At 68.9% G+C, this 26,020-nt stretch carries 22 protein-coding genes; 18 read left to right on the forward strand and 4 right to left on the reverse strand.

What is annotated here, in order from left to right:
* Window positions 1–29: 29 nt before the first annotated feature.
* The 9 genes from OEJ36_RS12865 (at window position 30) to OEJ36_RS12905 (ending at window position 8,895) form a co-directional block, all read left to right on the forward strand.
* Entirely contained in the window at window positions 30–1,043 is a 1,014-nt protein-coding gene (locus OEJ36_RS12865; RefSeq protein ID WP_411861000.1) for a methyl-accepting chemotaxis protein, read from the forward strand.
* A 14-nt stretch (window positions 1,044–1,057) separates the two neighbouring features.
* Entirely contained in the window at window positions 1,058–1,423 is a 366-nt protein-coding gene (locus OEJ36_RS12870; protein WP_021221682.1) for a response regulator, read from the forward strand.
* A gap of 1 nt (window position 1,424) precedes the next feature.
* Complete coding sequence (locus OEJ36_RS12875; protein WP_263401810.1) at window positions 1,425–1,751, forward strand: STAS domain-containing protein; 327 nt, start codon at window positions 1,425–1,427, stop codon at window positions 1,749–1,751.
* A gap of 14 nt (window positions 1,752–1,765) precedes the next feature.
* Entirely contained in the window at window positions 1,766–3,958 is a 2,193-nt protein-coding gene (locus OEJ36_RS12880) for a chemotaxis protein CheA (RefSeq protein WP_263401811.1), read from the forward strand.
* Window positions 3,959–3,970: 12 nt separating this feature from the next.
* Window positions 3,971–5,620, forward strand: coding sequence for a methyl-accepting chemotaxis protein (locus OEJ36_RS12885; protein WP_263401812.1), 1,650 nt, complete (start codon window positions 3,971–3,973; stop codon window positions 5,618–5,620).
* A 9-nt stretch (window positions 5,621–5,629) separates the two neighbouring features.
* On the forward strand, window positions 5,630–6,139 hold the full coding sequence (locus tag OEJ36_RS12890) for a chemotaxis protein CheW (protein ID WP_263401813.1): 510 nt from the start codon (window positions 5,630–5,632) through the stop codon (window positions 6,137–6,139).
* Window positions 6,139–6,948, forward strand: a complete 810-nt coding sequence (locus tag OEJ36_RS12895) for a CheR family methyltransferase (RefSeq protein ID WP_263401814.1) — start codon at window positions 6,139–6,141, stop codon at window positions 6,946–6,948. The genes OEJ36_RS12890 and OEJ36_RS12895 overlap by 1 nt, the downstream gene beginning before the upstream one ends.
* The gene (locus OEJ36_RS12900; RefSeq protein WP_263401815.1) at window positions 6,945–8,075 is read left to right on the forward strand and encodes a chemotaxis response regulator protein-glutamate methylesterase; all 1,131 of its coding nucleotides are present in this window, start codon (window positions 6,945–6,947) and stop codon (window positions 8,073–8,075) included. The genes OEJ36_RS12895 and OEJ36_RS12900 overlap by 4 nt, the downstream gene beginning before the upstream one ends.
* Before the next feature lie 175 nt (window positions 8,076–8,250).
* Window positions 8,251–8,895 (forward strand): response regulator transcription factor, encoded by a 645-nt coding sequence (locus OEJ36_RS12905; protein WP_263401816.1) that lies wholly within the window; start codon window positions 8,251–8,253, stop codon window positions 8,893–8,895.
* Window positions 8,896–9,302: 407 nt separating this feature from the next.
* Here OEJ36_RS12905 and OEJ36_RS12910 read toward each other — a convergent pair whose 3' ends face one another.
* A complete protein-coding gene (locus tag OEJ36_RS12910; RefSeq protein ID WP_317891578.1) occupies window positions 9,303–10,025 on the reverse strand; it encodes a tyrosine-protein phosphatase in 723 nt (240 codons plus the stop codon).
* A gap of 323 nt (window positions 10,026–10,348) precedes the next feature.
* Here OEJ36_RS12910 and OEJ36_RS12915 point away from each other — a divergent pair, with 323 nt between their 5' ends.
* On the forward strand, window positions 10,349–10,603 hold the full coding sequence (locus tag OEJ36_RS12915) for a hypothetical protein (protein ID WP_263401817.1): 255 nt from the start codon (window positions 10,349–10,351) through the stop codon (window positions 10,601–10,603).
* 48 nt (window positions 10,604–10,651) lie between these two features.
* On the opposite strand, the gene OEJ36_RS12920 is transcribed toward OEJ36_RS12915, so the two are convergent.
* Complete coding sequence (locus OEJ36_RS12920; protein ID WP_263401818.1) at window positions 10,652–11,071, reverse strand: hypothetical protein; 420 nt, start codon at window positions 11,069–11,071, stop codon at window positions 10,652–10,654.
* Window positions 11,072–11,358: 287 nt separating this feature from the next.
* On the opposite strand from OEJ36_RS12920, the gene OEJ36_RS12925 reads away from it, so the two are divergent.
* A complete protein-coding gene (locus tag OEJ36_RS12925) occupies window positions 11,359–13,731 on the forward strand; it encodes a glucose/quinate/shikimate family membrane-bound PQQ-dependent dehydrogenase (protein WP_263401819.1) in 2,373 nt (790 codons plus the stop codon).
* 3 nt (window positions 13,732–13,734) lie between these two features.
* The gene (locus OEJ36_RS12930; RefSeq protein WP_263401820.1) at window positions 13,735–14,898 is read left to right on the forward strand and encodes a lactonase family protein; all 1,164 of its coding nucleotides are present in this window, start codon (window positions 13,735–13,737) and stop codon (window positions 14,896–14,898) included.
* A 3-nt stretch (window positions 14,899–14,901) separates the two neighbouring features.
* Here OEJ36_RS12930 and OEJ36_RS12935 read toward each other — a convergent pair whose 3' ends face one another.
* Window positions 14,902–15,234, reverse strand: coding sequence for a four-helix bundle copper-binding protein (locus OEJ36_RS12935; protein ID WP_263401821.1), 333 nt, complete (start codon window positions 15,232–15,234; stop codon window positions 14,902–14,904).
* A gap of 265 nt (window positions 15,235–15,499) precedes the next feature.
* Between OEJ36_RS12935 and OEJ36_RS12940 the strand changes: the two genes are divergently transcribed.
* Window positions 15,500–16,621, forward strand: a complete 1,122-nt coding sequence (locus tag OEJ36_RS12940; RefSeq protein ID WP_317891579.1) for a mechanosensitive ion channel family protein — start codon at window positions 15,500–15,502, stop codon at window positions 16,619–16,621.
* Window position 16,622: 1 nt separating this feature from the next.
* On the opposite strand, the gene OEJ36_RS12945 is transcribed toward OEJ36_RS12940, so the two are convergent.
* Window positions 16,623–17,141 carry a CinA family protein gene (locus tag OEJ36_RS12945; protein ID WP_263401822.1) on the reverse strand — a complete coding sequence of 173 codons (519 nt, stop codon included), beginning with the start codon at window positions 17,139–17,141 and terminating at the stop codon, window positions 16,623–16,625.
* A gap of 366 nt (window positions 17,142–17,507) precedes the next feature.
* On the opposite strand from OEJ36_RS12945, the gene glgA reads away from it, so the two are divergent.
* Genes glgA through OEJ36_RS12970 form a run of 5 tightly spaced genes read left to right on the forward strand, consistent with a single transcriptional unit; the run spans window position 17,508 to window position 26,007 of the window.
* Entirely contained in the window at window positions 17,508–19,049 is a 1,542-nt protein-coding gene (gene glgA, locus OEJ36_RS12950; RefSeq protein WP_411860999.1) for a glycogen synthase GlgA, read from the forward strand.
* A complete protein-coding gene (gene treZ, locus OEJ36_RS12955) occupies window positions 19,049–20,815 on the forward strand; it encodes a malto-oligosyltrehalose trehalohydrolase (protein WP_263401824.1) in 1,767 nt (588 codons plus the stop codon). Before glgA ends, treZ begins: the two co-directional genes overlap by 1 nt.
* A complete protein-coding gene (malQ, locus tag OEJ36_RS12960) occupies window positions 20,812–22,896 on the forward strand; it encodes a 4-alpha-glucanotransferase (RefSeq protein WP_263401825.1) in 2,085 nt (694 codons plus the stop codon). Before treZ ends, malQ begins: the two co-directional genes overlap by 4 nt.
* Window positions 22,889–25,687, forward strand: coding sequence for a malto-oligosyltrehalose synthase (locus OEJ36_RS12965; protein WP_263401826.1), 2,799 nt, complete (start codon window positions 22,889–22,891; stop codon window positions 25,685–25,687). The genes malQ and OEJ36_RS12965 overlap by 8 nt, the downstream gene beginning before the upstream one ends.
* The gene (locus OEJ36_RS12970) at window positions 25,684–26,007 is read left to right on the forward strand and encodes a DUF2934 domain-containing protein (protein WP_263401827.1); all 324 of its coding nucleotides are present in this window, start codon (window positions 25,684–25,686) and stop codon (window positions 26,005–26,007) included. The genes OEJ36_RS12965 and OEJ36_RS12970 overlap by 4 nt, the downstream gene beginning before the upstream one ends.
* Window positions 26,008–26,020 lie beyond the last annotated feature (13 nt).

Consider the following 26,020-nt stretch of genomic DNA (forward strand, 5'->3'; position numbering starts at 1 on the left):
TCCTCGGCCTCGCCGGCCTGGGGCTGGAGATGCCCTGGGTCGCGGGTGCCGGCATCGCCCTCGCCGCGGTCGCCGCCCTCCTCCTGCGCCCCCGCGCCCCGGCGGTGGTGGAAACGGCGCCGGTGGATGTAGCCCCGCCGCCCACCGATTGCCAGCCCCTGCTCGGCGCCGTGTTGCCCGCCTGGGACCAGAACATCGGCCAGGTGCGCCAACTGGTCAGCGGCAACGTCAGCAAGCTGTTCGAGCGCTTCGCCAGCCTGGCCCAGCGCCTCGACCAGACCCTGCAACGTTCGGAGAGCGTGATCGGCGGCGCCGGGGTCACCGACAACCTGCGCCAGGCCCAACAGCGCCTGGACGAAGTCACCACCGCCTTCCACGGCGCCACCGCCCACAAGAACGAACTGCTGGCCACCATCGGCCACCTCAACAGCTACGCCAGCGAGCTGCAGAGCATGTCCAAGCACGTTCAGGACATCGCCAGCCAGACCAACTTGCTGGCCCTCAACGCCGCCATCGAGGCGGCCCGGGCCGGTGACTACGGGCGCGGCTTCTCGGTGGTGGCCGACGAGGTGCGCAAGCTCTCCAGCCTCTCCGCCGAAACCGGCCAGCGCATGGTCGAGAAGGTCGGCGAGATCAACCAGGCGATCCGTTCCACCGTCAGCGCCGCCGAGGAACTCTCGGCCAGCGAAGAGAACAACCTGCGCTACCTCGACCAGGTGGCCGGCGACATCATGCAGGGCCTCAGCGCCAACCTCGACGAACTCACCGACACCTCCCGCGACCTGCAGCGCGACGCCCGCACCACCCAGGCGGACATCCAGGACATCATCGTCAGCCTGCAATTCCAGGACCGCTCCGACCAGATGCTCGACCACCTGCAGGGCGACCTGGAGCGCCTGCAACGTGCCCTGCGCGAGCAGGACCCGATCCTCGGCCAGCCGCAGCGCTGGCTCACCGAGCTGCGCCGGCAGTTCACCACGGACGAAGAGCGCACCGGCCGCCGCGGCCAGCCTGCGCAGAACAGCGAAGTCACCTTTTTCTGATCATTGGAGGCCACATGGCCAAGACCATCCTGATAGTCGACGACTCCTCGTCGATGCGCCAACTGGTGAAGATGACCCTCGGCGGCGCCGGCCACCAGGTCATCGAAGCCGTCGACGGGCGCGACGCCCTGACCAAGCTCAACGGCCAGAAGATCAACCTGATCATCAGCGACGTGAACATGCCCAACCTCGACGGCATCGGCCTGGTCAAGGAAATCAAGGCCCACAAGGACTACCGCTTCACCCCCATCGTCATGCTCACCACCGAAAGCGAGCAGAGCAAGAAGGCCGAAGGCCAGGCGGCCGGCGCGCGGGCCTGGATCGTCAAGCCGTTCCAGCCGCAGCAACTGCTGGCGGCCGTCGAAAAGCTGGTGGGCTGAGATGTTCAGCATCGCCTTCGACACCGCCGCCACCCCGGCCCACCTCGCCCTGGGCGGTGGCCTGACCATCTACGAGGTGGCCCAGGCCCACGGCGAGCTGCTGGCCCTGCTGGCGGCCAACGCGCGGGTCGAGGCCTGGCGCCTGGACCTCGCCGAGCTGGAAGAACTGGACAGCGCCGGCGTGCAGCTGCTCCTCGGCCTGCGCCGGCAACTGGTGCTGGCCGGCAACACCTTCGAAGTGGTGAACCTGCAAGGCGCCGCGCTGGAAATCGTCAGCCTGCTGCGCCTGGACGTGCTGCTGCCCGGTGAGCAACCGGCTGCGGCCTGAACGGAGGCGCCCCCATGCTCAATGGCGAACAGTGGAGCCAGCTGCTGCTGGGCTTCATCGAGGAAGCCCGCGACCTCGGCAAGCAGGCCGAGGAGTACCTGCTGCAGCTGGACCAGCAGCCCGAGGATGCGGCGGCCATCAACGGCCTGTTCCGCGCCATGCACACCCTCAAGGGTTCCGCCGGGCTGTTCTCCCTCACGCCCCTGGTGAGCTTCACCCACCACCTGGAAAACCTGCTCATGGCGGTGCGCGACGGCCAGCGCGCCCTCGACCCGTCACTGGTTTCGCTGATGCTGCGCTGCCTCGACGAAATCGTCTCGATGATCGCCCTCATCGACCCGGAAACCGGCGAGCTGCCGGTGGACGAACAACACCAGACCGAACTGCTCGCCGCCCTCGCCGCCCACCTGGGCACGGCTGCGCCGGCGGCCAAGGCGCCGGGTGAGGCGTTGCCGCCGGCCGATGGCAACGTCGCCGAAGACGGCGCCTGGCACATCTCCCTGCGCTTCCATGCCGACCTGCTGCGCAACGGCTTCGACCCCATCGCCTTCGTCCAGTACCTGGGCCGCCTGGGCGATGTGCTCAACCTCCAGGTGATCGACGACGCCCTGCCGCCCCTGGCCGAGCTGGACCCGGAAAGCTGCTACCTGGGCATGGAGATCGACCTCCTCAGCGACGCCGCCAAGGCCGAGATCGAGGACGTCTTCGAGTTCATCCACGACTTCTGCACCCTGCGCATCCTGCCGCCCAACAGCGCCCTGGACGACTACATCCGCCTGATCCAGGAACTGCCCGAAACCGACGAGCGCATCGGCTCCATTCTCGTCGCCAGCGGCCTGCTCACCGAGCATGAACTGGCCCAGGGCCTGGCCCTGCAGGCCGGTGCCGCCGAGCTCAAGCCGGCCCTCGGCGCGGTGCTGGTGGAGGAAGGCATCGTCGCACCGCAGGCGGTCAATGCCGCCCTGGCCAAGCAGAAGAGCTCGCGGGAGCGCAAGGTTCAGGAAAGCAGCCAGATCCGCGTCGCCGCCCACAAGCTGGACGAGCTGATCAACCTCGTCGGCGAGCTGGTGATCAGCGCCGCCGGGGCCCAGCTGCAGGCGCAGATGCATGGCAACGCCCTGTGCCTGGAAGGCGCGCAGACGGTCAACCAGCGTGTCGAGCAGATCCGCGAGGCGGCGCTGAAGCTGCGCATGATCGAGATCGGCGACACCTTCAACCGCTTCCACCGCGTGGTGCGCGACGTCAGCCAGCAGTTGGGCAAGGACATCCGCCTGGAGATCCGCGGCGCCGACACCGAACTGGACAAGTCGGTGATCGACAAGCTCGCCGACCCCCTCACCCACCTGGTGCGCAACGCCATCGACCACGGCATCGAGTCCGCCGAGCAGCGCCTGGCGGCTGGCAAGAGCGCCGAAGGCCGGTTGAGCCTCAACGCCTACCACGAGTCGGGGATGATCGTCATCGAAGTTGCGGACGACGGCCACGGCCTGAACACCGCGCGCATCCGCGAGAAGGCCATCGCCCGTGGTCTCATCGACCCCCAGGCCAACCTGCCCGAGCACGATATCCAGCGGCTGATCTTCGCCGCCGGCTTCTCCACCGCGGACAACGTCTCCGACCTCTCCGGCCGCGGCGTCGGCATGGACGTGGTGCGCAGCGCCATCGACGCCCTGCGCGGCAGCATCGAGATCGACTCGCGCCCGGGCCTCGGCTGCACCTTCCGCATCCGCCTGCCGCTGACCCTGGCGATCATCGACGGCTTCCTGGTGAGCCTGGGCGAGGAACACTTCGTGGTGCCGCTGGACATGGTCACCGAATGCCTGGAGCTGGAAGCCGGGCAACTGGCCGATGCCGCCTACGGCTACCTCGACCTGCGCGGCCGCCCCCTGCCCTGCATCGACCTGGCCGCGCATTTCGAACTGCCGGTGCAACGCGGCAAGCGCCGCAACATCGTGGTCGTCAGCCTCGGCCGCCAGCAGGCCGGGCTGATCGTCGACAACCTGCACGGCGAGCTGCAAACCGTGATCAAACCGCTCGGCCTGCTGTTCCAGCACCTGGAAGGCATCAGCGGCTCCACCATCCTCGGTTCGGGGCAGGTCGCCCTGATCATCGATATCGCCAGCCTGTTCCGGCACCTGCAAGGACGCGTCGATGCCGACGCGCGTACCCCGTCAACCCAACCGCGCCCCGACCTCGCGGGCTCGTAGGAGAACACCGCCATGCAATTCATCAGCAACCTGAAGATCGGCGTCAGGCTGATCGCCGGCTTCTCCCTGGTGGTGCTCCTGACCGCCGTCGTGGGGGTCCTGGGCATCGTCAACCTGGGCAAGGTCAACGACCTCTCCGACCAGATGTACAGCCGCGAGATGGCCGCCCTGGAAACCATGATGAGCGCCAACATGGACCTCATCTACATGGGCCGCCACCTGCGCAGCAACCTGCTGTCGTCTTCCCAGCAGGAGCGCGACGCCACCGCGGCGCAGGTCCACGAGGCGATGAAGAACCTGCACGAGAACCTCGACAAGGCGCGCGGCAGCTTCGACAGCGAGCAATCCCTCGCCAAGCTCGCCGCCCTCGACACGCAACTGGCCGAATACGAGAAAATCGTGCTGCAGATGCTCGAGGCCAACAAGAACGCCGCCCTGGCTCAGGGCACCGAGGCCACTGCACTGATGCCGCAGCTGCGCGCCCAGGGCAACGCCGCCGACGCCACCATCAGCGAGCTGGTGGTGCAGAAGAAAACCCGCGCCAAGGACGCCAACGACAGCATCACCGACATCTACTTGGGCTCGCGCACCCAGATGATCGTGCTGATCCTCATCGCCGCCGTGGTCGGCTTCGCCATCGGCATCCTCGTCACCCGCTCCATCTCGCGGCCGTTGAACCGCGCCATGGGCGTGGCCAACAGCCTGGCCGAGGGTGACTTGACGGTGAACGTCGAATCCGAGAGCCACGACGAGACCGGGCGCCTGCTGGCCTCCATGCAGCACATGACCGAGCGCCTGCGCAGCGTCATGGCCGATGTGCGCAGCGCCGCCGACTCGCTGTCCTCGGCCTCCGAGGAAGTCAGCGCCACCTCGCAATCCCTCAGCCAGGCCGCCACCGAACAGGCCGCCAGCGTCGAGGAAACCACCGCCTCGGTGGAGGAAATGTCCGCCTCCATCGCGCAGAACACCGAAAGCGCGCAAATCACCGACGGCATCGCCGGCAAGGCTGCCAACGACGCCGTGCAGGGCGGCCAGGCCGTGCGCGAGATGGTCCAGGCCATGAAGCAGATCGCCGACAAGATCGGCATCATCGATGACATCGCCTACCAGACCAACCTGCTGGCCCTCAACGCCGCCATCGAGGCCGCCCGCGCGGGCGACCATGGCAAGGGCTTCGCAGTGGTCGCCGCCGAGGTGCGCAAGCTCGCCGAGCGCAGCCAGGTGGCCGCCCAGGAAATCGGCGGCGTCGCCACCAACAGCGTGCAACTGGCCGAACAGGCCGGTGCGCTGCTCGACCAGATCGTGCCCAACATCCAGAAAACCTCGGACCTGGTGCAGGAAATCACCGCCGCATCCCAGGAGCAGACCACCGGCGCCGCGCAGATCAACATCGCCATGGGCCAGATGAACCAGATCACCCAGCAGAACGCCTCCGCCTCCGAGGAGCTGGCCGCCACCGCCGAGGAAATGAACGCCCAGGCCAGCCAGCTGCAGGAGCTGATCGGCTACTTCCGCCTGGACAACGGCGCCGTCGCCAACAAGCTGCCGGTGGTGCGCAACGACCGTGGCCCCGGCAACGTGCGCGAACTGCGCCGCGCGCCGGCACCGCGCAAACCGAACCAGCCGCTGGCCGACGAAGGCCAGTTCGTCAGCTTCAACTGAGGAGGCGGCATGAACGAAGCCAAGGCCATGGTGCCGGTGGCCCTGCCCACCAGCATCCAGCACCTGTCGTTCCGGGTGCGCCAGGCGCGCTACGCCCTGCCCATCGACCTGGTGCGCGAGATCATCGAATACGGCCAGGTCACCACCGTGCCGATGATGCCGCCCTTCATCCACGGGGTGATCAACCTGCGCGGCAACGTGGTGCCGGTGCTGGACCTGGCGGCACGCTTCGGCTTCGAGCTGAGCGTGCCGAACAACCGCACCTGCATCGTCATCATCGAACTCAACCTGGATGAGCAGCAGCAACGCATCGGCCTGGTGGTGGACGCCGTCGATGCGGTGCTGGACATCGAATCCGACAAGGTCGAGCAGGCACCGCCCTTCGGCGCCGGCATCCGCACCGACTTCATCGCCGGCATGGCCCGCGACGAGCGCGGTTTCACCATCATCCTCGACGTGCGCCGTGTGCTCTCGCTGGACGACATCCGCCAGCTGAGCCTCGCCCAGCAGGCCGGCTGATGCCCACCAGCCACCTGCCCAAGCTCAGCGACAGCGACTTCCGCCGCCTGCAGCAGATGATGCTGGAGGCCTCGGGGATCCGCATGGCCGAGCAGAAACGCACGCTGATGGCCGGCCGCCTGATGGGCCGCCTGCGCGCCCTCGACCTGACCAGCTACGGCGACTACATGAAGGTGCTCGACGACCCCGCCGGCCAGGAGGAGCGGCGCACGGTCATCGACCTGCTGACCACCAACGAAACCTACTTCTTCCGCGAGCCGCAGCACTTCAAGCAGCTCGGCGAATGGGTCACCCACCAGCGCCGCCCACTGCATCTGTGGAGCGCCGCCAGCTCCTCCGGCCAGGAAGCCTTCAGCATGGCCATGACCCTGGCCGAGAACGCCCGCACCCAGGACTGGTCGATCTTCGCCAGCGACCTCAGCCGCCGCGTGCTGGAAACGGCGCGCCTGGCCACCTACCCCATGGAGCAGGCGGAAAACTTCCCCACCGGCTGGCTCAAGCGCCACTGCCTCAAGGGCGTGGAGGAAAGCGAGGGGCTGTTCCGCATGAGCCAGGCCCTGCGCCACCGGGTGACCTTCGCCGAACTCAACCTGACCCGGCCGATCCCCAAGGAGATCGGCCCCTTCGACGTGATCTTCCTGCGCAACGTGCTCATCTATTTCGGCCAGGAGGAAAAGCGCGCCATGGTCGCGCGCCTGGTGGAGCGCCTGCGCCCGGACGGCCTGTTCTTCATCGGCCATGCGGAAAGCCTACATGGCTTCAACCTGCCGCTGCGTGCCGTGCGGCCTTCGGTATTCCAACGCACATGAGCCCGCTCAGCAAACCCGCCCCGAACCCGATCAAGGTGTTCATCGTCGACGACTCCGCCCTGGTGCGGCAGGTGCTCACCGCCTGCCTGGACAGCCACCCCGGCATCCAGGTCATCGGCCAGGCCGCCGACCCGCTGTTCGCCCTCGACAAGATGCGCAAGCAATGGCCCGACGTGCTGGTCCTGGACGTGGAAATGCCGCGCATGGACGGCATCACCTTCCTGCGCAAGATCATGGCCGAACGGCCGACGCCCTCGATCATCTGCTCTACCCTCACCGAAGCCGGCGCCGCCATCACCCTGGAAGCCCTCGCCGCCGGCGCCGTGGGCGTGTTCACCAAGGCCCGCCAGGGGCTCAAGGACAGCCTGCAGCAGCTCTCCGGCGACCTCATCCGGCAGATCGAACTGGCCGCCCGCAGCCGCCCCCACGCCATGCCGCGCAGCGCGCCACCGCCACCGCCGGCCAAGGCCGCGCCGGCAGCGGCGCCGGCCGAACCGGCGGCACGCCCCACCGGCTACGCCACCACCGACCGGGTGGTGGCCCTGGGCACCTCCACCGGCGGCACCCAGGCCCTGGAAGTGGTGCTGCGGCAATTGCCGGTGGACTGCCCCGGCATCGTCATCGTCCAGCACATGCCGGAGAAATTCACCGCCGCCTTCGCCCAGCGCCTGGACACCGTCTGCGAGATCGACGTGCGCGAAGCCCGGCACATGGACCGCGTGCGCCCCGGCCTGGCCCTGGTCGCCCCCGGCGGGCGCCACATGCAGCTCAAGCGCAGCGGCGCGCAGTACTTTGTCGAAGTGCTCGACGGGCCCCACGTCAACCGCCACAAACCCTCGGTGGACGTGCTGTTCCGCTCCGTCGCCCGCCACGCCGGGCACAACGCCCTGGGGGTGATCATGACCGGCATGGGCGACGACGGTGCGCGGGGCCTGCTGGCCATGCGCGAGGCCGGCGCCCGCACCGTAGCCCAGGACGAAGCCAGCTGCGTGGTCTTCGGCATGCCCAAGGAAGCCCTGCGCATGGGCGCCGCGCAAAGCACAGAACCCCTGTCGAAACTTTCTGAAGTGATCGTTCGCTACTCACGGGGGCAAACACCCGACAAGACCGCCGAAGCCGCTAAATAGAGGGCTGCAACCGCTGAAACGGGCCAGCAGGATACTGGCCCGGTGCTACCGTCCGTCCGGTCGATCCGGGCGAACCTTCGTGTCGGATGCTACTCCGTACCTGTAGGCCTGCTCTTTTTCAGGGCAGCCTGCACCTGGAGTAATGCATGACCGACGCGTTGCGCAAGGAGCGCCCATGACCTGTCGCCTGTTGCTGGCCGACGACCACGCACTGATCCGCGTTGGCGTCCGCGCCATGGTCAACGACCTGGAGGGTTACGAAGTAGTTGGAGAAGCGGAGGACGGCGAACAGGCCGTCGAGATGGCCGAGCGACTGAAGCCGGACATCATTCTCCTCGACATCTCCATGCACGGTGTGGATGGCCTTGAGGCCCTGCAGCGCCTCGGCACCCGCGTGCCCGAATCCCGCGTACTGATGCTGTCGATGCACACCGATGCCGACGTGGTGCTCTCCGCCCTGGAGAAAGGCGCCTACGGCTACCTGCTCAAGGACGCCGCCATGGTCGAACTGGCCCTCGCCCTCAAAGCCGTCGACCGGGGCCAGCGCTACCTCAGCTCGGCCATCGCCCAGCCGGTGATCGACCAGGCCCTGGCCCGCCAGCACGGCAGCGAAGACCCCGGCCTCACCCAGCGCCAGGTGGAGATCCTCCGCCTGATCAGCCGCGGCGCCTCCACCCGCTCCATCGCCGACGGCCTCGGCCTCAGCGTCAAGACCGTGGAAGCCCACCGCGCCCAGATCATGAAGCGCCTGGACATCCACGACGTCCCCGGCCTGGTCCTCTACGCCGTGCGCAAGGGCATCATCAGCCCGGACGACTGAACCCAGCCGCACGATGGTGAGGGCTGTGTAGGGTGGATGACGCTTTTTTCATCTACCAAACGGAGCTGCCGGCAACCTATGGATTGCCGCCGAGCCACAACGCCCCTCGACGCACCCTCGTAGGGTGGGCCGGGCGGCGCTCCGCTTCAGCCCACCGCTCCTCTTCCGCCGACTCGGTGTCCACGCGAGGTGCACGCGGCACACCCTACGGCGGGGCTGGCCACTGTTCGTCATTCCTGCAGGTGCGAATTCATCCGCAAAGCGGCTGCGCCTCAGCCCAGCCACGGCACCCGCCTCGTAGGAGCGAGCTCTGCTCGCGAATCCACGCACGCCGGATTCCCTCCTCCAGCGCATGGGTTTCGCTTCGCTCGCGGAACGCCGCCCGACGCATCCTGCGAAAGCCGCTGTTAGGAGTCGGTACGGCTCCGCTGGACGGCATCGCCCTGGGCCACCTCTTCATCCGGCCGCTCGCCGAAGGTGGCGCGCAACCAGCGCCCCACCTGGCACGCGGCCAGGGTGCGGGTGCTGCAGGCGCCGCTGTCCAGGGCCTGGCGCAGGGCGTCGATATCGGCGCCCTCGACATAGGCGATGGCATCGCCCATCTGCCGCGCATCGCCGAAGCCACCGGCCTTCATCTCCGCCAGCGCATCGGCGCGGCTCCAGCCCTGCACCACGGTGCGGTACATGGCCGCCATCAGGCCGGTGCGGTCGCGGCCGTGCTTGCAGTGCATCAGCACCGGCCCCTGGGCTTCGGCCTGGCGCAACACCCGCAGCACGCGGAGCACGTCCACGTCATCGACCCGGTCGGCATGCAGCGGAATGCTCACCCGGCGCACCTGGGCATCGCCCAGCCAATCGGCGTCGTTGTCCTTGATGAAACTCACCACCGTGCGCACGCCCAGGCGCTGCAGCTGCGGCAGGTCGCGGGCATCCGGCAGTGCGCTGCGGAACAGCGAGGGGGTCATGCGGTACAGGTTGAAGCCTGGGTCCAGCGACACCGCCCAGGCCTGGCGCGACAGCAAAGCCGCCGGCTCCGGAACCTGGGTATTGCCCTGGGCCAGCGGCACGGCCAGCGAAGCGACGGCCAAAAGGCCTGCGAAAAACAGCGAGAGTCGGGGTCCGGGCGTCATGGCGCATCCTCCAGAAGATGGCCATACCCTGGAGCAGCGCCCGTAAAGGCCGGATCAAGAAGACGTGAAAAATTTGTCGGCTGGGAATTTCATGGCCGTGTGCAGCCCCGCAGGATGGGTCGGGCAGCGTTCCGCGCAATCCATCAATGCGCTTCGAAGGCGAAGAAGGGCTTCGCGAGCAGAGCTCGCTCCTACGGTATCGGGGTGCTGGGTCGGTATGGAGATCCGGCGCAACCCGGCTTTTGCAGATGTCCGACAATCGCCACACCACGCCGGGCCAAGCTGATCTAGAATCAGCGACGGTCCCCACCGCAGTCCCGTACATGGATATCCAAAGCCGCACCCTGCTCCTGCGTTCCCTCCTTGCCCAGCTCAGCGAGGACGCCCCTCGTGATGCCTCAGTTCTGGAAGGCGACCCTGCCCGGGTCATGATCGGCTTGCGCGATCTCGCGGAGCTTGGCCTGATCAGCGGCCAGCTGTTGCATGGTGAGCAGAGCGACGGTCAGGGCCTGCTGTTGATCAGCGCCACCGAAATCACCCTCACCCGCCGGGGCGCCGCGTTCAAGGCCGAGCCCTGATTCCCCACCCTGCACAATGGCAGCGCAGGTAGTTTTTAGAGATACCCGTCAGTTGGCCGAAGACAGCTCCGTGCCCTTGCTCGCAGCCATCGACTCATAGGGACGGTTGTCGAACTGGCGGTACTTCTCCAGCCAGGCCGCATAGGCCTGGCCATCTCCCGCGTAGCTGCCGGTGCTGGAATAGCGCAGGCCATCCGACCCCACCAGGCGCCGCTCGATCATCGCCGGGTAGGCCGGGTGCTTGCTGGTTGTGAACAGGTACACCGCGCCGTTGCGCTCGTTCTTGACGATGGTCACCAGGTCCGATGACGAGTAGCGGATCTCCGGCAGCGCCAGGGCTTCATCGAAGGCGGCCTGCCACTGCTGCACGCTGATGGGTTCGGGGAGCGGCTGCACGGACTTCTGCTCGTCGGCCACGGTATCGCCCGCGCCGAACAGGCCGAGCAGCATTGCGAATAACTGGTTCATGGTCTTGCTCACCAGTGAAAGGGTCACAGAGGTTCAGAGGGAGGCTGGGCGAGGACGGTTCAGGGAAAATTCGCAGGCCAGGCACGCCGGGCCCTCCAGCCAGGCTGGAAGGGATGGCGCACAGCTAACCCGAAGCGCATGACGGAATGATGACCAGGTGCCACCCCACCGGCCTGGTGCTGAACTATTCCCCCCGCCAAGGTTCGATCTCTTCAGCGAGGCCGCGCCATTCGCGTGTTCCGCCGCCCCCGACTACACCCACAAGTACCCCATTCGGAGGACTGCCCATGTCCGCCCCCGGCGCCCGCCCTTCTCCCCTCGCCCGCCTGCTCGCCTTATTCCTGCTGCTGCTCGGCCTCGCGTTGCTCATCGGCGGCATCCGCCTGGTCTGGATCGGCGGCTCCTGGTACTACCCGCTCACCGGTGGCGCCCTGCTGGTGGCCGGCTTCCTGCTGTGGAACGGCCTCGGCGCCGGCCTGCTGGTGTTCGCCGTGACGCTGGCTGCCTCCACCGCCTGGGCGCTCTGGGAGGTGGGCCTGGACTGGTGGCAACTGGTGCCGCGCCTGGCCCTGTGGTTCGGCATCGGTGTGCTGTTGCTGCTGCCCTGGGCGCGCGGTGGCCTGGCCGGTGGCACCTCGCGGGCGAATAGCGGTGCGCTGCTGGTGGCGGTGCTGCTGGCCGGCGCCGTGGCCTTGCTCAGCCAGTTCACCGAGCCCCACAACCTGGAAGGCGAGATCGGCCGCGGCAACCCCCTGGCGGTGCAGAGCGAGCCGCCGATGCCGGAAGGCGACTGGCAGGCCTACGGGCGCAGCAACGCCGGCGACCGCTACTCGCCCCTGGGGCAGATCACCCCGGAGAACGCCCACAAGCTGGAGCTGGCCTGGAGCTACCGCACCGGCGACCTGCCCGGCCCGGACGACCCGCAGGAAACCACTGCCGAGAACACCCCGCTCAAGGCCAACGGCATGCTCTACGTGTGCACCCCGCACAGCCAGGTGATCGCCCTGGACCCGGACAGCGGCCGCGAGATCTGGCGCTTCGACCCGAAGATCAGCACCCAGCACGCCGACAGCTTCAAGGGCTGGGCCCACATGACCTGCCGCGGCGTCGCCTACCACCAGCAAGACACCCCCAGCGATGGCAAGCGCTGCGAACGGCGCCTGTTCCTGCCCACCGCCGACACCCGCCTGATGGCCCTGGACGCCGATGACGGCAAGCCCTGCGAAGACTTCGGCGACAAGGGTTCCATCGACCTCACCCGCGGCATCGGCAGCTTCACCCCGGGCGGCTACTACTCCACCTCGCCGCCCGGCGTCAGCCGCGACCTGGTGATCATCGGCGGCCATGTCACCGACAACGTCTCCGAGGATGAGCCCTCGGGCGTGATCCGCGCCTACGACGTGCACGACGGCCACCTGGTGTGGAACTGGGACGCCGGCAACCCTGACGACACCGCGCCGCTGCCCGAGGGCCGTACCTACACCCGCAACTCGCCGAACATGTGGTCGGTGATGAGCCTCGACGAGAAGCTCGGCCTGCTCTACCTGCCCATGGGCAACCAGACCCCGGACCAATGGGGCGGTCGCCGGACCAAGGCCTCGGAAACCTATAGCGCCGGGGTCACCGCCCTGGAGATCGCCACCGGCAAGGTGCGCTGGACCTTCCAGATGACCCACCACGACCTCTGGGACATGGACGTCGGCGGCCAGCCGAGCCTGGTGGACCTGCCGCCGCAGAAGGCCGGCGAGGCCCCGCGCCCGGCGCTGATCGCCTCCACCAAGCAGGGCAGCCTCTACGTGCTCGACCGGCGCACCGGCGAGCCCATCGTCCCGGTCAGGGAAACTCCCGTGCCCCAGGGCGCCGCCAAGGGCGACTTCACCGCCCCCACCCAGCCCATGTCCGCACTCAACCTGATGCCGCCGCCCCTGCAGGAGCGCGACATGTGGGGCGGCACGCCGATCGACCAGATGCTCTGTCGCATCGCCTTCCGTTCCCTGCGCTACGAGGGCATCTACACTCCGCCCTCCGAGCAGGGCAGCCTGGTCTACCCCGGCAACTTCGGGGTCTTCGACTGGGGCGGCATCGCGGTGGACCCGGAGCGCCAGATCGCCTTCCTCAACCCCAGCTACATGGCCTTCACCTCGAAATTGGTGCCCGAAGGCAGTGCCACCGATGAACCTGCGCGCAAGAGCGAGATCGAAGGCGTACAGCCGAACAAGGGTGCGCCCTTCGGCGCCCTGTTATCGCCGCTGCTCTCGCCCCTCGGCCTGCCCTGTCAGTCGCCGCCCTGGGGCTACGTCGCGGCCCTGGACCTGACCACCATGAAAGTCGCCTGGAAACACAAGAATGGCACCGTGCGCGACAGCTCGCCGATCCCCATCCCGCTGCCCATGGGCGTACCCAGCCTGGGCGGCAGCGTGATGACTGGTGGGGGCGTCGCCTTCCTCGCCGGCACCCTCGACCAGTACCTGCGCGCCTACGACGTGCGCAATGGCAAGCAGCTCTGGGAAGGCCGCCTGCCCGCCGGCGGCCAGGCCACGCCCATGAGCTACACCGGCAAGGATGGCCGCCAGTACGTGCTGGTGGTCGCCGGTGGTCATGGTTCCCTGCACACCCGCCAGGGCGACTACGTCCTGGCCTTCGCCCTGCCCAAGGAATGATCGATGCCGCGTAACGTCCCACTGCTGTTCTGCGCCATGACCCTGCTCGCCGGCTGTGCCGGCCGGCCCCCCGTCGACACCTCCCAACTGCTGGTGGGCTGCGCCGGCGAGGCCTGCCCCGGCATCCAGCGCTTCGCCTTCGACGGCACCCAGGGCCGGCTGACGGAGAAGCCGCTGCAGACCCTGGCCAGCGCCAACCCCTCGTGGCTGGTGCTCTCGCCGGATGCCCGCCAGCTGTTCGCCACCAACGAGAACCCGCCCAGGGGCCGCGACCCGGCCGGCCAGGTCAGCAGCTTCGCCATCGGCGAGGGTGACGAGCACAGCCTCACGCCCCTGAGCCAGGTGGCGACCAAGGGCGCCGAGCCTACCCATGCCAGCCTCAGCGAGGATGGCCGCTTCCTCTTCGTCGCCCACTACGGCAGCAAGCCCACGCCCGGTGGCAGCCTGGTGGCCGTCCCGGTCAGCGCCCATGGCACCCTCGGCCCGGTCGCCCAGCTGGTGCGCCAGCCCTTCTCCCGGCGCGGCTCGCAGCGCCAGGGCTCCTCGCACATGCACGCGGCGGTGCCGGCCGGCGATTTCCTCTTCGTCACCGACCTGGGTGCCGACAAGGTCTACGCCTACCGTTACGACGGGGATAAACCGAAGAAGCCGCTGCAGGCGGCCAAACCCGGCGCCTTCGCCCTGCCCAAGGGCAGCGGCCCGCGCCACCTGGTGTTCAACCGCAGCGGCAACCGCGCCTACCTGACCCTGGAACTGTCCAACCAGATCGCCATCCTCGGCCGCGACGAGGCCAAGCTGGAACAACAGGGCCTGATGGACCTGGACCCGCCCGGCGCCAACGCCGAGGGCGATCGCCGCCTGGGCGCCATCCACCTGTCGCCGGACGGGCGCTTCCTCTACGTCGCCCGTCGAGGCGTGGAGAACCAGATCGTGGTCTATGCGGTGAGCGCCGCCGACGGCAGCCTCAGCGAGGTGCAGCGCCACGCCAGCGGTGGCGATGAGCCTAGGGAATTCACCTTCGCCCCGGACGGGCGTTTCCTGCTGGTGGCCAACCAGAAGAGCGACAGCCTGGTGGTGTTCAGCCGCGACCCGCAAAGCGGCCTGCTGGTGGAGCAGGTGCAAAGGGTCAGCACCCCGGCCCCCAGCGCCCTGCGCTTCGTGCCCTGAGCCTCAGGCAGCCAGGCCCAGGCCCTGGCATTGCTGTGCACAGTCCTCACAGACTTGGGCCAGCCGCTGGCAGTGCGCCAGGTCATGGCGCCGGCATTCGGCGGCGCACAGCCGGCAGATACTCGCGCAGAACCTGCCGAAACCCACCACCTGGGCGCTCTCGCGCTCCACCAGCTCCTGCATCAGCAGGCAGCTGTCCGCGCATTCGCGGCTCAGCTCGATGCAGCGTTCCAGGTATTCCCCGCCCTCATCCAGGCGACTCGCGGTCACGCATTGCGCGCATTCGTCGGCGCACACCAGGCAGGCATCGGCACAGGCTTGGGCTTCGGCATTCATAGGCATCTCCAGGCAAGGGGCTCCTGTACTTCGGCCGCGCCGTGGCGCGGCGGTTCAGGAGATTTCTCTGCCTCATGGAACCGTCGGATTCGTAGCCCGGGCTTCAGCCCGGGGATGCGCTTTGTGCCTGGGGATGGTGCGTTGGGCGACTGAAGTCGCCCCTACAGTCGCCGCAAGCGCCACAAGAACGGTCGGGGCAATCCACCCGAACCCATCATCGGGCTCCGGGTCACTAACAGGGTCACCGCGATCCTGGAGGTTTCCCATGTTCGAAGACTGGCTGCCCTACCTGCCGCTGCCGGAGCTCAAGGCCCTGCTTACCGCCGCAGCGGTGGTGCTGATCCTCAGCCTGGTGGCGCGCGGCGTGATGCGCGTGCTGGTTCGCCTGGCCAAGCCGGTGCTGTTCCTGCGCGAACTGCTGCAGCGCGTGCGCCGGCCGCTCTACCTGCTGCTGCCCCTGCTGGGCCTGCAGACGGTGTGGAGCGCTGCCCCGGATGACCTGCTGTTCATCGGCGCCCTGCGCCAGCTTACCTCGATGGCCATCATCGGCACCTTCACCTGGCTTGGCCTGCGCGCCGTGGACGCAGTGCAACAGGTGATCCTGCTGCACAACCCGGTGGACATCAGCGACAACCTGCGCGCCCGCCGCATCCAGACCCAGACCCGCGTCTTGGTGCGCACCCTGAGCTTCTTCGTGCTGCTGTTCGGCGCCGCCACCATGCTCATGACCTTCCCCACCGCGCGCCAGTTCGGCACCAGCCTGCTGGCTTCCGCGGGCGTCGCCGGCCTCGCGGTGGGCTTCGCCGCCAAGCCGGTGCTGGGCAACCTGATCGCCGGCCTGCAGATCGCCATCACCCAGCCCATCCGCCTGGATGACGTGGTGATCGTCGAGAACGAATGGGGGCGCATCGAGGAAATAACCGGCACCTACGTGGTGGTGCGCATCTGGGATGACCGCCGGCTGGTGGTGCCCTTGCAGTGGTTCATCGAGAACCCCTTCCAGAACTGGACCCGGGTCAGCTCGTCGATCACCGGGGCGGTGGTGCTCTGGGCCGATTACGAGATGCCGCTGGACCCGCTGCGCCAGGAGCTGGACCGCCTGTGCAAGGAAGTGCCGCAGCTGTGGGACGGCCGCGTCAGCGTGCTGCAACTGGTGGACACCACCGAGCGTTCCATCCAGCTGCGGGTGCTGGTCAGCTCCATCGACTCCTCCCGCAACTGGGACCTGCGCTGCTACCTGCGGGAGAACCTGCTGAATTTCATCGCCCACCGCTACCCGCATTGCCTGCCGCAGCTGCGCGCCGAGCTGACCCGCAGCCAAGCGCCGGAACTCGGCGGGCGGCACCCGGAACCCATCGTCGAGCCCGAGCGCCAGCCGCCGGTGTGACTCAGCCGTTGGCCGCCGCGCCCGGCAGGCGTGCGGCGATGGCCTGGTGCAGGCGCTCGTAGTAATAGGGCAACTGCAGCAGCACATGCTGGGCGGCGGCCTCGCGCACCTGGTTGCGATCGCCGTCGAAGCGCAACTGCTCGCTGACCACCCAGGGCTCGCCGTCCATCAGCATGGCGCAGGCGAAGCACACCAGGCCGTCCAGGGGGCCTTCAGCCTCGGCCATGCCGGTATTGGCCAGGGCCACGCTGGCCTCGCTATTGGCCAGGGCGCCCAGGGCCATCTCCCGCGCCACCTCTTCGCTGGTCAGCCCGTAGCGGGCGATGGTCGCCGGGTCCACCCCCAGGCATTGCTGCTTGGCGGTGGGCGAATAGGCCACGTAGCCGCGGTCCAGCACCGCGCCGCAACCGGGCACGCCGGCCAGCAGGGAAGCCATCAGCCCCCCGGTGCAGGATTCGGCGGTCACCAGGGACAGCTGGTACTTCTCGAGGAAACTCACAACCTGCTCGACGCTCTGCATGACGGCCTCCGGGTATCGCTGTGCCTGTTGTAGAGGCTAGGAATACCCCCGCGCCCCCGAGTTCCCCCAATCCACCGTCCCAGGCGACGGGCGCGCATGTCGTGGGAGCGAATTCATTCGCGATGCGGCAGCCGACAACCGCCATCGCCAAAGTTCCCCGACAGCCGGTCGGAGGGAAAAAAAGTCGAAACTTCTCCGCGCTGCGCCCGGTCAGGGTTTATGTGGGGATGTGACGTCTGTGCTCGGTTTTCAAACTCATCTTTCCAACTGGCATCGGCGTTCATGCGATGCAGGAACGATGGCCCGTGCATGGGTGGCGAGGACGGCATCCCCCGTATCAGGGAATTTCGGATAGCGGAGGATGATATGGGAAATGCTGTAGCGAGCGCTCAGCTCGGGGGTTTGAGTTCCATGACCAATCGCCCCCAGCTGCATGTTGAAAGCCTGCACACCAACAAGAAAAGAATTCTCTTCGTCACCTCGGAGTTCGCCGATCTGGTCAAGGTCGGCGGCCTGGGGGACGTTTCTGCTGCCCTGCCCCGTGCCCTGGCTTCCCGACATGACGTTCGCGTCCTCATCCCCGGTTACCGGCAGGTGCTGGAGAGTGGCCACCCGATCCGCGTGATCGGCCGGGTGCCGGGGCACGCCGCCCTGCCCGCCTGCCGCATCGGCCGCATGGACCTGCCCGACGGCCTGATCGTCTACGTGATCATCTGCCCCGAGCTCTACGAGCGCGAAGGCACGCCCTACGGCGACGCCAACGGCCGCGACTGGCCGGACAACCACATCCGCTTCGCCCGCCTGGGCCTGGCCGCCGCCGAGCTGGCCGCCGGCACCGCCTGCCTCAGCTGGTGCCCGGAGCTGATCCACGCCAACGACTGGCCCGCCGGTCTAGCCCCCGCGTACATGGCCTGGCGCGGGCAGACCACGCCCAGCGTGTTCACCATCCACAACCTTGCCTACCAGGGCCTGATCGACCCGCAATGCAGCCCCGAGCTGGGCCTGCCGCCGGAAGCCTGCAGCCACGAGAGCATGGAGTTCTACGGCAAGCTGTCGTTCCTCAAGGCCGGCATCGCCCATGCCAACCACGTGACCACCGTGAGCGAGAACTACGCCCACGAGATCACCACCGAGGACTTCGGCTGCGGCCTGGAAGGCATGCTCAAGCACCGCGTCGACCAGGGCCAGCTCAGCGGCATCACCAACGGCATCGACGAAAGCTGGGACCCGCGCACCGACGAACACCTGGTGGCCAGCTTCAGCGCCCAGCTGTGGCAGGGCAAACGGGAGAACCGCGAGTACGTCGAGAAGCTCTTCGACCTGGAGCCCATGGACGGCCCGCTGTTCGCCGTGGTCTCGCGCCTGGTGCAGCAGAAAGGCATCGACCTGACCCTGGAGATCGCCGACGCCATCGTCGAAGGTGGCGGTCGCATGGCCATCATCGGCCGGGGCGAACCGGCCCTGGAAGCGGCCATGCAGGACCTCGCCCAGCGCCACCCGCGGCGTATCGGCGTGCACGTGGGCTTCAACGAGACCGACGCCCGGCGCATGTTCGCCGGCAGCGACTTCCTGCTCATGCCGTCGCGCTTCGAGCCCTGCGGCCTGAGCCAGATGTACGCCCAGCGCTTCGGTTCGCTGCCCATCGCCCGGCGCACCGGCGGCCTGGCCGACACCATCGAGGATGGCGTCACCGGCTTCCTGTTCCGCGAGGCCGATGCCGCCAGCTACCTGGATGCCGTGCAGCGCGCCCTAAACGTCTACCGCCACCCCGAGCTGCTCAACGCCATGCGCTGCCAGGCCATGGCCTCGCCGCTCTACTGGCGGCAATCGGTGAAGCCCTACGACCGGCTCTACAAGCGGCTGCTCAAGGCCACCTCGGTGGCGCTGCAGGCGGAGGGCCCGGCTTGATGTTTCCCCTCACGCGCAGCCATGGGGCGCTGCTCGAGGAGGACGGCACCACGCGCTTCGCCCTCTGGGCACCCGACGCCCGCTTCGTCGAAGTGGAGCTGGCCGACGGCAGCCGCCACCCGCTGCGTGCCCACGGCGAAGGCTGGCACTGCTGCCACCTGCCCGTGGGCGCCGGCACCCTGTACCGCTACCTGATCGACGAACACCTGCGCGTGCCCGACCCGGCCTCGCGGGCCCAGGAGGACGGCCCCCACGGCTTCAGCCGGGTGGTCGACCCCGAGGCCTACCGCTGGCGCCACCCGGCGTGGCGCGGGCGGCCCTGGCACGAGGCGGTGATCTACGAGCTGCACGTCGGCCTGCTGGGTGGCTTCGACCGGGTCGAGGCCCTGCTGCCCGGGCTCAAGGAGCTGGGCGTCACCGCCATCGAACTCATGCCCCTGGGGGAATTCCCCGGCGCGCGCAACTGGGGCTACGACGGCGTGCTGCCCTTCGCCCCCGACAGCACCTACGGCACGCCAGAGGCCTTGAAGCGGCTGATCGATAGCGCCCATGGCCTGGGCCTGATGGTGTTCGTCGACGTCGTCTACAACCACTTCGGCCCCGACGGCAACTACCTGGGCCAGTACGCCAGCGCCTTCTTCAATGCCGAACGGCAGACGCCCTGGGGCCCGGCCATCGACTTCCGCCAGGTGCAGGTGCGCGACTTCTTCTGCGAGAACGCCCTGATGTGGGTGCTCGACTACCGTGTCGACGGTCTGCGCTTCGATGCGGTGCACGCCATCGCCGAGAAGGATTTCCTCACCGAACTGGCCAGCCGCCTGCGCGCGGCCGCCGGCAACGGCCGCCACCTGCACCTGGTGCTGGAGAACGAAAACAACGACGCCGGCCTGCTGGAACAGGGCTACGACGCGCAATGGAACGACGACGGCCACAACGTGCTGCACACGTTGCTCACCGGCGAGCGCGAGGGCTATTACGCCGACTTCGCCAGCGATTCCACCAGCAAGCTGGCGCGCTGCCTGGGCGAAGGTTTCGTCTACCAGGGCGAGGCCACCCGCCGCGGCCACCTGCGCGGCGAACCCAGCGTGCACCTGCCGCCCACCGCCTTCGTGCTGTTCCTGCAGAACCACGACCAGGTGGGCAACCGCGCCTTCGGCGAGCGCCTGGCCAGCCTGGCCGAGCCCGACGAACTCAAGGCCGCCACCGCCCTGCTGCTGCTCAGCCCGATGATCCCGCTGCTGTTCATGGGCGAGGAATGGGGCTCACGCCAGCCCTTCCTGTTCTTCACCTCGCACAACGAGGAACTGGGCCGCGCGGTGCGTGACGGCCGGCGCAACGAGTTCCGCGAGTTCGCGGTGTTCGCCGACGAGCAGATCCGCCAGAGCATCCCCGACCCCAACGCCCTGGGCACCTTCACCGGTTCCATTCCCGACTGCGCCACCTGCACCGAGCCCGTCCAGCAGGCCTGGCGCGTGTACTACCGGCGCTTGCTGGAACTGCGCCACGCGCAACTGGTGCCGCGCCTGCCCGGCAGCCAGGCCATCGGCACCCGGGTGCTGGAGGAAAAGGCCGTCTCGGCCAGCTGGCGCCTGGGCGACGGCAGCCTGCTGCGCATCGACCTCAACCTCGCCGCCGAGCCGGTACGCGCGCCGCTGCCCCGTGAAGGCGCGCGGGTGATCTTTTCCCACCGCACGGCCCTGGACGACTACCGCCAGGGCCTGCTGGCCGCGCGCAGCGTCGCCGTAACCCTGGAGGACAGCGCATGAGCGACGCCCTGTTGGCCGAACTGGCCGGTGCCGCCGGCCTCAGCATCCACTGGACCGACGCCGATGGCCGCCCCCAGCAGGTGGCGCCCGAGGCCCAACGCGCCCTGCTCGAAGCCCTCGGCTACCCGGCGCAGAGCGAGCAGCAGCTGCACGCCGGCCTGGCCCACCTCGAACAGCAGCGCAGCCAGGCCGCCCTCGCCCCGCTGCTGACCCTGGACCAGGGCCAGCCGCTGTCCCTGGCCCGTCACTTCGCCGCCGACACCCCCTTCCAGCTGCAGCTGGAGGATGGCGCCCGGGTCGACGCCCGCCTCGACCACGAAGGCCGCCTGCCCGCCATCGCCGCCTGCGGCTACCAGCGCCTGCTGATCGGCGACCAGGCCCTGACCCTGGCAGTGGCACCACCGGCCTGCCAGAGCGTGGCCCAGCTCAGCGACCACCAGCGCCGCCACATCTGGGGCCTCACCGCCCAGCTGTACTCCCTGCGCCGCCCCGGCGACGGCGGCCTCGGCGACACCCAGGCCCTGGAGGAACTGGCCCGCAGCGCCGCGGCCAAGGGCGCCGATGCCATCGCCCTGAGCCCGGTGCACGCCATGTTCAGCGCCAACAGCTACAACTACAGCCCCTACTCGCCCTCCAGCCGCCTGCTGTTCAACGTGCTGCACGCCGCCCCCGGCTGCATCCTCGGTGAACGCGCCCTGCAGGAAGCCATCAACGCCAGCGGCCTGGGCGCCGAACTGGCGCGCCTGGAGGCCGAGCCGCTGATCGACTGGCCCGCCGTGGCCGCCAGCCGCCAGGCCATCCTGCGCCAGCTGTTCGCCGGTTTTGCCGGCCCGGAGAACGCCTTCAGCGCCGACTTCGCCAGCTTCCGCCAGCACGGCGGCGACGCCCTGCTGCAACACTGCCGCTTCGAGGCCCTGCACGGCTTCATGAGCCGCAGCGGCCTGCCCACCGACTGGCGCGTGTGGCCCGAGCAATACCGCGACCCCCACCACGAGGCCGTGCAGCGCTTCGCTGCCGAGCACGAACAGGAAGTCACCTTCCACGCCTTCTGCCAGTGGCTGGTGGCCCGGGGGCTGGATCGGGTGCAGAGCGCCGCCCGTGGCGCCGGCATGAAGATCGGCCTGATCGCCGACCTCGCCGTGGGGGCCGACGGTGCCGGCAGCCAGGCCTGGGCGCGCCAGGCCGAATTACTGCCTGCCGTGACCGTGGGTGCGCCGCCGGACATCCTCAACCGCTCCGGGCAGAGCTGGGGCGTCTCGGCCTTCTCCCCCGAAGGGCTGCAACGCCACGGCTACCGCGCCTTCATCGAAATGCTCCAGGCCAACCTGGCCCACGCCGGCGGCATCCGCATCGACCATGTGATGGGCCTCAAGCGCCTCTGGGTGCTGCCCCAGGGCGCGCCGCCGGAAGCCGGCGCCTACCTCAACTACCCGCTGCAGGACCTGCTGCGCCTGCTCTCGCTGGAATCCTTCCGCCATCGCGCCCTGGTCATCGGCGAAGACCTCGGCACCGTGCCCGCCGGCCTGCGCGAGGAACTGGCGCAGCGGATGATCCTCGGCATGCGCGTGCTGCTCTTCGAGCAAAGCGACGGCCGCTTTCTGCCGCCCCACAGCTGGCCCCGCGACGCCCTCGCCACCACCACCACCCACGACCTGCCGAGCATGCGCGGCTGGCTGCTGGGCCGCGATATCGAGTGGCGCGAGATCACCGGCCAGCGCAGCGCCGAGCACAGCCACGGCGACCGCGAGACCCGCGCCCGGGAAAAGCTCGCCCTGACCACCGCGCTCTATGCCAGCGACCAGTCCCAGGCGCTGCAGGGCGAACGCGACAACGACGAGCAACTGGACGCCTGCATCGGCTTCATCGGCCGCACCCCCGCGCCCCTGGTGCTGCTGCCCCTGGAAGACGTGATGGGCAGCGACGAACAGCCCAACCTGCCCGGCCCCGGTGACCACCACCCCAACTGGCGGCGGCGCTGGGCGGAACCCGCCGCGACCATGCTCGACGGCCCCGCCGCCGAGCGACGCCTGCACCGCCTCGACGAAGCACGCCGCCAGGTAGAGGACCAGGGCCATGAGTGAAATCCGCGCCACCCAGCGCCTGCAGTTCCACCGTGGCTTCACCCTCGACGACGCGGTGCCCCTGGTGCACTACTTCGCGCGCCTGGGCATCAGCCACCTCTACGCCTCACCCCTGCTCACCGCGCGCAGCGGCTCCACCCACGGCTACGACGTGGTCGACCCCACCCGGGTCAACCCCGAGCTGGGCGGCGAGGCCGCGCTCAAGCGCCTGGTCGCCGCCCTGCGCGAGCAGCGCATGGGGCTGATCCTCGACATCGTCTCCAACCACATGGCCGTGGGCGGCGACGACAACCCCTGGTGGCTCGACGTCCTCGAATGGGGCCGTGGCAGCCCCTACGCGCAGTTCTTCGACATCCAGTGGCGCTCCCACGACCCGCTGTTGCGCGGCCAGCTGCTGGTGCCCTTCCTGCGCAGCGACTATGGCGAGGTGCTGGCGGCCGGGGAGATCGCCCTGCGCTACGACGCCGACAGCGGCAGCCTTTATGCCCAGCACTTCGACCACCGTTTCCCCCTCACCCCGCCCAGCTATGGCGAGCTGCTGCGGGCCAGCGATGCCCCAGAGCTCACCGAGCTGGCCGCGCGCTTCGAGGCCCTGGAGGGGCAGCCCGAGGCCTGGCAACAGGCCGCTGAACTGCGCCGCCAGCTGGCCGCCGCCGCGCCCAGCGACGAGCCCCTGCTGCGTGCCCTGGAGCGCTACCACCCCGACACGCCCGAGGGCCTGGAACGCCTGCACCAGTTGCTGGAACGCCAGCACTACCGCCTGGCCAGCTGGCGCACCGCCGCCGACGACATCAACTGGCGGCGCTTCTTCGACATCAACGAGCTGGGCGGCCTGCGGGTAGAACGCCCCGAGGTGTTCGAGGCCACCCACGCCAAGGTCTTCGAGCTGATCGAAGCCGGCCTGGTGGACGGCCTGCGCATCGACCACGTCGACGGCCTGGCCGACCCGCGCGGCTATTGCCGCCGCCTGCGCCGGCGCGTCGAGGGCCTGCTGGACAAGCGTCCGCGCGCCCTGCTCGGCCAGCACTTCCCCATCTACGTGGAGAAGATTCTCGGCCCGGGCGAGCGCCTGTCCCGCGACTGGCTCGTGGACGGCACCACCGGCTATGAATTCATGAACCAGGTGTCGCTGTTGCAGCACTCACCCCTCGGCGAACTGCAGCTCACGGCCCTGTGGAGCACCCTCAGCGGCCGCTCCGGGCGCTTCGAGGATGAAGTGCGCGAAGCCCGCCAACTGGTGCTCACCAGTTCCCTGGCGGGCGACCTGGAAAACCTCGCGCAGAACCTGCTGCTGGTGGCCCGCGAGGACATCGCCACTCGCGACCTGACCCTGGGCGCCATCCGCCGTGCGCTGCTGGAGCTCATCGTGCATTTCCCGGTGTACCGCACCTATGCCGGCGCCCTCGGCCGCTCCGAACAGGACCGGCGGGTCTTCGAGCAGGCCCTGGCCGGCGCCCGCAGCACCCTGGGCGAAGCCGACCAGCCCCTGCTGCAGCACCTCGACCGCTGGCTGGGCGGCCAGCCCCTGCGCGAGGTGCCGCCGGGGCCGCAGCGCAAGCTACGGCGCAAGGTGCTCGCGCGCTTCCAGCAGCTCACCTCGCCAGCGGCGGCCAAGGCGGTGGAAGACACCGCCTGCTACCGCTCGGCGGTGCTGCTCTCGCGCAACGACGTGGGTTTCGACCCGCAGCAGTTCAGCGGCCCGGTCGGCGACTTCCACGCCCAATGCCTGGCCCGCTCGCTGGATTTCCCCGGCAACCTGCTGACCACCGCCACCCACGACCACAAGCGCGGCGAAGACAACCGCGCACGCCTGGCGGTGCTCAGCGAACGCTCGGCCTGGTTCGCCGCCCGCTGCGAGCACTGGCGCCGCCTGGCCACGCCGCTGCGCGAGGTACTGGACAACCAGGGCGCGCCCAGCGCGGCCGACGAGCTGATGCTCTACCAGTGCCTGCTCGGCAGCTGGCCGCTGGACCTGGACGCCGACGACCGCCACGCCCTCAACGCCTACCTGGAGCGCCTGCTGCGCTGGCAGGAAAAGGCCCTGCGCGAGGCCAAGCTGCAGAGCAGCTGGAGCGCGCCCAACGCCGCCTATGAAGTGGCCTGCCGCACCTTCCTCCATGACCTGCTGGCCCGCGACACCGCCCGCGAGCTGCGCATCGAGATCGCCGCGGCGGCCAACGCCATCGCCCCCGCCGGCGCCCTCAACGGCCTGGCCCAGTGCCTGCTGCGCATGACCACGCCGGGCATCCCCGATCTCTACCAGGGCACCGAATTCTGGGACTTCAGCCTGGTGGACCCGGACAACCGCCGCGAAGTGGATTTCGCCCGGCGCATCGACAGCCTCACCGAGCTGGCCGACCAGCCCGGGCTGATCGCGGCCTGGCGTGACGGCCGCATCAAGCAATCACTGATCGCGACCGTGCTCTCGGTGCGCTACGCCCGCGCCGAGCTGTTCGCCCGGGGCGATTACCAGCCCTTGCAGGTGGAAGGCGCCCATGCCGAGCAGGTGCTGGCCTTCGCCCGCAGCCACGGCGGCGATTACCTGGTGGTGCTGGTCCCGCGCCTGGCCAGCGAGCTGCTGGGCGAGGCCGTCACCCCGCACATTCCGCCCGAGCGCTGGGCCGACACCCGCGTGGTGCTGCCCGCCGCCATCGGCGACAGCCCGCTTACCGGCGTGTTCTCCCGGGCGCCGCTGCACCCCGTAGAAGGGTGTATCGCCCTGGCCGAGGCGCTGGCCGACTTTCCCGTCAACCTCTTGTGTTTCAGACCCCATCAGGAGCAGCAGCCATGAGTGCAGATGAACAGCGCATCCGCGAATTCGCGTACCAGATCTGGGAGTCGGAGGGCAAACCCAGCGGCCAGGACGCCCGCCACTGGGAGATGGCGCGCAAGCTCGCCGAATCGGAAACCCGTGGCGAACGCCCACCGGCCCCCAAGCCACGGCGGGTGAACAAGCCCAAGGAAGTGCCGGCCAGTGCCCCGGCCGAAGCGGTCGCCGCCCCGACACCCACGCGCAAGCCCCGGGCGACCAAGGCCGCCGCCGAAGAGAAGCCGGCGCTGCTGAAGAAACCCCGCGCCACCAAGGCCGCCGCCAAGCCGCCGAAAGCCTGATCCGCCCCTGAAG

This window comes from Pseudomonas sp. PDM13, from assembly GCF_025685765.1.
GTDB classification, from domain to species: domain Bacteria; phylum Pseudomonadota; class Gammaproteobacteria; order Pseudomonadales; family Pseudomonadaceae; genus Metapseudomonas; species Metapseudomonas solani.

Coding starts and splice junctions, on each gene's coding strand:
- OEJ36_RS12945 (WP_263401822.1), bottom strand. CDS start 17,141: ATGCAGAGCGTCGAGCAGGTTGTGAGTTTCCTCGAGAAGTACCAGCTG.
- OEJ36_RS12940 (WP_317891579.1), top strand. CDS start 15,500: ATGTTCGAAGACTGGCTGCCCTACCTGCCGCTGCCGGAGCTCAAGGCC.
- malQ (WP_263401825.1), top strand. CDS start 20,812: ATGAGCGACGCCCTGTTGGCCGAACTGGCCGGTGCCGCCGGCCTCAGC.
- OEJ36_RS12930 (WP_263401820.1), top strand. CDS start 13,735: ATGCCGCGTAACGTCCCACTGCTGTTCTGCGCCATGACCCTGCTCGCC.
- OEJ36_RS12935 (WP_263401821.1), bottom strand. CDS start 15,234: ATGAATGCCGAAGCCCAAGCCTGTGCCGATGCCTGCCTGGTGTGCGCC.
- OEJ36_RS12870 (WP_021221682.1), top strand. CDS start 1,058: ATGGCCAAGACCATCCTGATAGTCGACGACTCCTCGTCGATGCGCCAA.
- OEJ36_RS12890 (WP_263401813.1), top strand. CDS start 5,630: ATGAACGAAGCCAAGGCCATGGTGCCGGTGGCCCTGCCCACCAGCATC.
- treZ (WP_263401824.1), top strand. CDS start 19,049: ATGTTTCCCCTCACGCGCAGCCATGGGGCGCTGCTCGAGGAGGACGGC.
- glgA (WP_411860999.1), top strand. CDS start 17,508: ATGGGAAATGCTGTAGCGAGCGCTCAGCTCGGGGGTTTGAGTTCCATG.
- OEJ36_RS12900 (WP_263401815.1), top strand. CDS start 6,945: ATGAGCCCGCTCAGCAAACCCGCCCCGAACCCGATCAAGGTGTTCATC.
- OEJ36_RS12875 (WP_263401810.1), top strand. CDS start 1,425: ATGTTCAGCATCGCCTTCGACACCGCCGCCACCCCGGCCCACCTCGCC.
- OEJ36_RS12925 (WP_263401819.1), top strand. CDS start 11,359: ATGTCCGCCCCCGGCGCCCGCCCTTCTCCCCTCGCCCGCCTGCTCGCC.
- OEJ36_RS12880 (WP_263401811.1), top strand. CDS start 1,766: ATGCTCAATGGCGAACAGTGGAGCCAGCTGCTGCTGGGCTTCATCGAG.
- OEJ36_RS12970 (WP_263401827.1), top strand. CDS start 25,684: ATGAGTGCAGATGAACAGCGCATCCGCGAATTCGCGTACCAGATCTGG.
- OEJ36_RS12865 (WP_411861000.1), top strand. CDS start 30: ATGCCCTGGGTCGCGGGTGCCGGCATCGCCCTCGCCGCGGTCGCCGCC.
- OEJ36_RS12920 (WP_263401818.1), bottom strand. CDS start 11,071: ATGAACCAGTTATTCGCAATGCTGCTCGGCCTGTTCGGCGCGGGCGAT.
- OEJ36_RS12905 (WP_263401816.1), top strand. CDS start 8,251: ATGACCTGTCGCCTGTTGCTGGCCGACGACCACGCACTGATCCGCGTT.
- OEJ36_RS12885 (WP_263401812.1), top strand. CDS start 3,971: ATGCAATTCATCAGCAACCTGAAGATCGGCGTCAGGCTGATCGCCGGC.
- OEJ36_RS12910 (WP_317891578.1), bottom strand. CDS start 10,025: ATGACGCCCGGACCCCGACTCTCGCTGTTTTTCGCAGGCCTTTTGGCC.
- OEJ36_RS12965 (WP_263401826.1), top strand. CDS start 22,889: ATGAGTGAAATCCGCGCCACCCAGCGCCTGCAGTTCCACCGTGGCTTC.
- OEJ36_RS12895 (WP_263401814.1), top strand. CDS start 6,139: ATGCCCACCAGCCACCTGCCCAAGCTCAGCGACAGCGACTTCCGCCGC.
- OEJ36_RS12915 (WP_263401817.1), top strand. CDS start 10,349: ATGGATATCCAAAGCCGCACCCTGCTCCTGCGTTCCCTCCTTGCCCAG.